The organism is Flavobacteriales bacterium (assembly GCA_013214975.1).
Taxonomy (GTDB): domain Bacteria; phylum Bacteroidota; class Bacteroidia; order DT-38; family DT-38; genus DT-38.
Window position 1 is genome coordinate 1 of record JABSPR010000154.1, and the last position, 7,334, is coordinate 7,334.

At 36.5% G+C, this 7,334-nt stretch carries 6 protein-coding genes; 4 read left to right on the forward strand and 2 right to left on the reverse strand.

The window, feature by feature from the left end:
- The coding region (locus tag HRT72_05570) for a DNA polymerase III subunit delta (GenBank protein NQY67177.1) at positions 1-361 on the reverse strand (361 nt) is incomplete at its 3' end.
- 173 nt (positions 362-534) lie between these two features.
- Here HRT72_05570 and HRT72_05575 point away from each other — a divergent pair.
- From HRT72_05575 to HRT72_05590, 4 genes are all read left to right on the forward strand, one after another.
- Positions 535-990, forward strand: coding sequence for a type I restriction enzyme HsdR N-terminal domain-containing protein (locus HRT72_05575; protein ID NQY67178.1), 456 nt, complete (start codon positions 535-537; stop codon positions 988-990).
- Between the two features lie 37 nt (positions 991-1,027).
- Positions 1,028-3,856 (forward strand): S8 family serine peptidase, encoded by a 2,829-nt coding sequence (locus HRT72_05580; protein NQY67179.1) that lies wholly within the window; start codon positions 1,028-1,030, stop codon positions 3,854-3,856.
- 75 nt (positions 3,857-3,931) lie between these two features.
- Positions 3,932-4,498, forward strand: a complete 567-nt coding sequence (locus HRT72_05585) for a DUF5606 domain-containing protein (GenBank protein ID NQY67180.1) — start codon at positions 3,932-3,934, stop codon at positions 4,496-4,498.
- A gap of 29 nt (positions 4,499-4,527) precedes the next feature.
- Complete coding sequence (locus HRT72_05590) at positions 4,528-6,243, forward strand: M3 family oligoendopeptidase (protein ID NQY67181.1); 1,716 nt, start codon at positions 4,528-4,530, stop codon at positions 6,241-6,243.
- A gap of 11 nt (positions 6,244-6,254) precedes the next feature.
- Here HRT72_05590 and murB read toward each other — a convergent pair whose 3' ends face one another.
- Positions 6,255-7,271, reverse strand: coding sequence for a UDP-N-acetylmuramate dehydrogenase (gene murB, locus HRT72_05595; GenBank protein NQY67182.1), 1,017 nt, complete (start codon positions 7,269-7,271; stop codon positions 6,255-6,257).
- Between the last annotated feature and the right edge of the window lie 63 nt (positions 7,272-7,334).

Sequence of the window (7,334 nt, forward strand, 5' to 3'; positions counted from 1 at the left end):
CTTGATTATCATATAGCTTTTTAGATTCGAATAAAACAGCACTTTCATTGACTACTTTATAAAAGCTCTTTCGTTTATCTAGCTTTTTATACTTGTAGCATAATACAAGGATCGTAGATTGGTTTGCCTTTTCGAGGTATGGTTGTAGGTTCTCAATCTTATCGAGATATTGTGCTTCTCTTACAACAACAACTTGACGTTCGGCCATGGCGGGGAAACGCTTTGCCTCGTTAATAACCGTTAATACGTCTGTATCTCTGCCGTAAAGGATTGTTTGGTTAAACCCTTTTTCATCTTCGGTAAGTGCATTTCTTATAATGTATTCACTTATCTCATCAATGTAAAACGGTTCCTCTCCCATAAGGAAATAGCACGATGCAAATTTCCTTTGTCTTAAGTCTGATATGATGTTTTCAGCAGTCACTTATTTATTGGCTAACTTTAAAATAAAATTAGCAATTCTATAGGAGCTGAAATTCAATTGTTAATTATATTACCCTTAATTATTAACATGTAATTAGCTCATCCCTATAAATGGATAATTTAAACCTTCCTGCATATAGTTATAAAGTTAAATCGGAGAAGGAAAAACTTTTGATCTTGGATGAGACTCGAAAGAAATATGTTGCTCTTACTTCAGAAGAATGGGTACGACAGCATTTCATTTCTTATTTGATAAACAATAAGTCTTGTCCAGCAAGTTTAATAGCTGTAGAGACTTCGTTGAAATACCAAAAACAAGATAAGCGAGCGGATATAGTTGTGTACGATAATCTAGCCAATCCTCTTTTAGTTGTTGAATGCAAGGCTTCCAATGTTAAGATGACGCAGAAGGTGTTTGATCAAATTGCAATGTATAATCTGCATTTTAAGGCAAAGTATTTGGCTGTAACCAACGGCATGGAGCATTTTTTCTGCAAGATGGATTATGCTAACAAAAGTTATAGCTTTATAAAAGAACTACCCGAATACGAAGAGTTGAAAAAGTAAATTGAATCAAATGCTTTCATTAAGCGTACAAGTTGTTATGAGAAAAATTCTAGCCAAATTATTGGTGTATTTACTGGTAGGTAGCACACTCTTAAACCAAGTTAAAGCACAGTCAGGACCTTTTGAAATGCCCAAGTCAATAACACAAAGCGATTATTTGCAAGGTGTGGTGATGTTTAAATTAAAAGAGAGCATCGCTAAATCGGCTGGAGGAGAAGGTTTGGAAGGAAAGAAATTCGAAAAGTTTGCTAAAATGCACGCCATAAATTCTGTTGACCAAGCATTTCCAAGAACCCTTTCCAAAAGTAAAAGTGTTAAATCGGGTGTTAATTTATCGTTAATCTATAAACTCAAGCTTTCTGAAGGTGAGTCGATAAAGAACGTTATAAACGACTTGTATAAAAGTGGATTAGTAGAGTACGCGGAGCCTTATTATTTACCAAAATTAATGTACTCTCCAAACGATATAGATTTAGGACTTCAGACAAGTATGATTAGTTCTAGTATCCTTATGGGCTGGGATGAAAACAAAGGGGACACAAATATTGTTATCGGAATTTCGGATACTGGAATAGACCTCGATCATGTTGATTTGGTGGATAATATCAAATGTAATTATGCCGATCCGATAGATAGTATTGATAACGATTTAGATGGGTATGTAGATAATTATTATGGTTGGGATTTAGGAGAAGACGACAACGACCCGAGTTCCGATGGGATAAATTGGCATCACGGAGTAAAAGTTACTGGTGCTGCAGGAGCGATGGCTGATAATACGATTGGAATTGCAGGTACTGGTTTTAAGTGTAAGATAATGCCTTTGAAAATGAGTGATGCTTCAGGTGTTCTAAATAAAGGGTATGAAAGCATTGTATATGGGGCGGAACACGGTTGTGACGTGATTAACTGTTCGTGGGGAAGTACAAGTTATTCATTAGTCGCTCAGGATATAGTTAACTACGCGGTAATAGATAATGATGTTGTAATTGTGGCGGCAGCAGGAAATAATAACGACACGATTGTTTTGTATCCGGCAGGTTATGATAATGTATTATGTGTTACAGGTGTTGATGATACTGTAGGTGTTAAAAAAGATAATTCGAACTGGGGAATTTATGTAGATGTTGCGATTCAGGCGGATAATTTACGAACTACTACAAATAATGATGGCTATTCTACAACAGGGGGGACTTCAATGGCATCTCCACTTGTGGCTGGGATAGCTGGGATTGTTAGAGCTCAATTTCCTGCCATGACAGCATTACAGGTTATGGCTCAAATTAAGGCAACTACGGATGTTTTAGATACGATTCCTGGTAACCAGCCTTATTTGAATGGTTTGGGTACTGGTAGAGTTAATTTGTACAAAGCTCTCACCGATTCTGTAACACCAGGAATAGAGTTAACGAACGAGCAATTTGATGATAATAATGACAATAGTTATGTGGCGGGAGATACCATTGACATATCCGCAATTTTTGTTAATCTGCTCTTCCCAACAACTAATTTAAAAGTCTCTATCGCTTGTTCTTCTCCATATGTTGAAATAATAGATACCAATATTACATTGGGTGTTATAGCCACTTTAGATTCGGTTAACAATACCAGCGACCCATTTAGAATAAAGGTATTGCCTGGAGTGCCTACTAGTGAGACAGTAATTATAGACGTTGTCTATGAAGATGGTTCTTATCTGAAGAAGGAATACATCACTTTGCTATTGAATCAGGATTTTGTGAACCTAGAAGTAAATGATATTTCGGCTAGCCTTTTTGGGAATGCAAGAATAGGATTCTCGGATTGGGTAACATTTAATGGGCTTGGATTTAATTATCAAGGAAATCCTCTATTGTACACAGGAGGGTTGATGCTTGGAAGTGCCTCCGATAAGGTTGTTGATAATGTTAGGTATAGTTTTAGTCAGCTTCAGAATGATCATTTTGCAGTTGTTCAATCCGCTACTGAAATAGATCCGCCAGCCGTATCGGATATAGATGTTATTGGAAAATTTAATGATAATAATGGTGGTGCTAATACCATGAACCTCCAAGTAGTGCAGCGTGGTTATGCTTGGAACGATGTAGGTCATGAGAACTATATTATTTTAGAATATGAGATAAAAAATAATGGAGTCGATCTTACAGATTTATATGGCGGTTTGTTTATTGACTGGGATGTAGTAAATGCGGTACAGAATAAAATTGAATACAATTCAGGATTGAAACTTGGAATCACGTATGATTTCTCAGAAACGTTATTTGCCGGAATCAAATTACTCACCTCGGATACTGCCACTCATTATGCAATAGATGTGATTGCTGGAGGTGGAGGAGGAATCGATATCACGGATGGTGTAAATGAAGCAGAAAAATACATTCTGTTATCAACGGATAGGCCAGATGGAGGTGTTGCCGGATCTGGTAATGATGTTTTAGACGTTATGAGCACCGGTCCGATTGAATTACTCGCTGGTGATTCTGTAAAAATTGCATTTGCATTAATTGGGGGAGACGATAAAGCAAGTGTAGAAACTGGAGCCGTGAATGCGCAAGGAATGTATAATGCCGTAGTATCGCCAACACACAATGGAATAGCTAGTAATTCTTCTCAGATTACTTCGATCGTTCCCAATCCTGCGGATCAATATGTTGCAATTTTGGTACGTGCCGAAAGCGACAACACATTTGGTATGCAGATAGTTAATTCGAATGGGCAGGTAGTCAAAGAAATCCAAACATGGGATACAAACGCCAGATTGCATCGATATCAAGTTGATGTATCTGATTTAGTTAGTGGTATTTATTTCTGTAGAGTAACGAGTAGAAATCTAATTTCTGTTGAGAAAATCATTATATCCCATTAGTATTGGGTTCTAAGGCAGGATTTATCGTTTTGTTTTGCATTTTTTTATACATTTGGCGACTAGAAAAAAAATAGAATGGAGTTTAGTAAGATCATAGCAATTTCAGGTAAGCCGGGGCTTTTCCAAGTTTTAGCACAGTCAAAGGGTGGCGTAGTAGTAGAATCTTTAGTAGATAAACAAAGATTTACGGCACATTCGTCCTATATCATTAGTTCATTTGAAGATATAAGTATCTACTCGACCGATGAAGATTATCCGTTAAAGGATGTCCTGAAGAGAATAGTTAAAAAAACAAAGGGAGCTAAATGTGTTGATCATAAAGCGAAGGATGCTGAATTAAAAAAATTCATGATCGAACTTCTTCCAGATTACGATCAAGAAAGAGTTTACACTTCGGATATTAAAAAACTCGTTAAATGGTTCAATATTCTTCATGAGGCAAAAGTTCTGGATGAAATATTAGCCGAAGAAGAGAAAGAAGAAGTTGAAGCAGCTACTGAAGAAGCTTCTACAGAAAAGAAAGCGGCAAAGAAAACTACCGCTAAGAAAACAGCTAAGAAAGCACCTGTCAAAAAAGCTGTTGCCAAGAAAGCTCCCGCTATGAAAGCTCCTGCTAAACAAGGTGCTGCTAGAGGAAAGTAATTCCAATTAAATATAAAATACTGTCCATTATGGAAAGCAATCTGCCGATAAGAAAGCCTAGAAAGTTTTTATCAGAAGATCTGAACATTAGTGGTTGGGAAGATGTAGAGAAATTCTACAAAGATCTGTCTGAGCGATCTGTCGATACGCCAGAATTATTATCCAAATGGATTTCTGATAGAAGTGAGATGGATGCTGTTCTTGAAGAAGACATGGCATGGCGGTATATTAAAATGAATATTGACACTACCGATAAGTCGCTTGCAGAAAGATTTCAAGTATTTGTTGAGCAGATTTCTCCACAAGATGCTACCTATTCTAATGGGTACGATAAGAGACTAATCGCTTCGGAATTTTTAAAAGATCTAAATACAGATTATACGATCTATCTAAAAACAGTTAGAACTGGACTTGATATTTTTAGAGAACAGAACATCCCATTAAATACCCAATTAGGTTTGGATTCTCAAGAGTACGGTTCAATATCAGCTGCTATGTCTGTTGAGGTGGAAGGCGAGGAATTAACGATGCAGAAAGCAGCGTTGATTCTTAAAGATAATGACAGATCAAAGAGAGAAGAAGTTTATCATTTAATGGATAAGCGAAGAGCAGACGACAGAGAAGCGTTGAATAAACTCTTCGATAAGTTAATCGATTTAAGAAATCAAGTTGCATTAAATGCCGACTACAAAAATTATCGAGATTATATGTTCGATGAGAAATGCAGGTTTGATTATTCCGTTGCCGACTGTTTCGATTTTCATGATTCGATCTCAAAAGAAATTGTACCTCGTTTAGAGAAGTACGATATCGAACGTAAAGAAAAATTAGGTATCGATAGCTTGAAACCATGGGACACGCAAGTTGATATCTCTGGAAAGGATCCATTGAAGCCATTTGAGTCTGGTGAGGAGATGTTGGAGAAAACAATTACTTGCTTCAATCAAATTGATCCTTATTTCGGGGAATGTATTTCTATAATGAGAGATATGGGGCATTTAGACTTAGAATCTAAAAAAGGTAAAGCTCCTGGAGGTTTTAACTATCCGTTATATGAGATAGGAGTGCCATTTATATATATGAATTCGGTTGGTTCTGTTCGGGATCTAGTAACGATAGTACATGAAGGAGGGCATGCAATCCATTCTTTTCTAACAAGGGATTTAGAGATAACACCATTTAAAAGCTTTCCATCGGAAGTTGCTGAATTGGCTTCTATGAGTATGGAATTGATTTCAATGGAGCACTGGGATGTTTTCTTTTCGGATGCCGACGAATTAAAACGAGCAAAGAAGGAACAGCTAATTCAAGTATTGGGAACGCTTCCATGGGTAGCTACGATCGATAAATTTCAACATTGGATTTATGAGAACCCAAAACATACCAATAGCGAAAGAGAAGCCTATTGGTTAGAAATAATGACAGAGTTGGGTAGTGCGCAAATTGATTGGAGTGGATTAGAATCTTCTAAAGCAAACCTGTGGCAAAAGCAATTGCATTTGTACGAAGTGCCTTTTTATTATATAGAATATGGTATGGCGCAATTAGGGGCAATTGCGATGTGGAAGAATTACAAAGAAAACCCGACTAAGACATTAGAACAGTACAAAGCAGGTTTAAGCTTAGGTTATACCAAATCAATTGGGGATATCTATAAAGCTTGTGGAATCGAGTTTAGTTTTAAGCAAGACTATATTAAGTCGTTAGCTGAGTTTGTTATCTCTGAATTGGATAAGCTTGATTAGGTATCCTTTTGTTAACGGATATTTACTTCTCTTTCTAAGGTTACTCCAAATTTATCTTCTACAGAAGAAATTATATCTCCCGATAAATTAAAAATATCGCTTCCTTCACTTCTTCCATGGTTTACTAAAACCAATGCATGTTGGGGATGAACACCATAATCTTTAATTCTCTTTCCTTTCCAACCACAATTTTCAATCAACCAAGCAGCCGCCAGTTTAACCATTCCGTTGTCTTGATTGTAATGGGCTATATCTGGAAAGCTAGTTTCTATGGTTTTGAATATGCTTTGTTCTATTACCGGATTCTTAAAAAAGCTACCCGCATTACCGGTTATTTTAGCGTCAGGTAATTTAGAGGAACGGATGTTGCAAATTGCTTTGCTAATATTTTGAACGCTTAATTCGGCATTACCCATTCTTTCTAATTCTGCATTAATTGCACCGTAAGACGTGTTAAACGTAGGTTCTTTCTGGAGTTTGAAAGTGACTGCAGCAATCAAATACTTTCCTTTAAGTTCTTTCTTGAAAACACTTGATCGGTAGCCGAAATCACATTCCGAATTCGTGAAGTTTCGAATGATACCATCCGTTAAGTCTATTGCCTCCACATTAGTAATAACATCTTTTACTTCAACTCCATAAGCACCAATGTTTTGCATCGGACTGGCTCCAACATTACCTGGAATAAGAGATAAGTTTTCAATGCCGCCATAGTTATTACCCACACAATGCATTACGAAATCATGCCAGTTTTCGCCTCCCTGAACTGTTAAGTGAACCTCTGAATCGTCTTCTTTTACAATCTCGATTCCTTTTAAATTGTTTTTTACAACAAGCCCTTCGAAATCTTTGGTAAATAAAATATTACTACCTCCGCCAAGAATTAAATTGTTATTCTGTTTAAATTCTGCTGATTTAATTATTGCTGTAACGTCTTGAGTGGAATGTACTTCACAATACAATTTGGCTTTTACATCGATTCCAAATGTATTTAGCTCTAGGAGTGAATAATTTTCTTGCAATTTCATTCGTTACTGCGAATATTGATTATGAGAAATCTCAATTGATTAAGATTCGTGATAAAGATATGC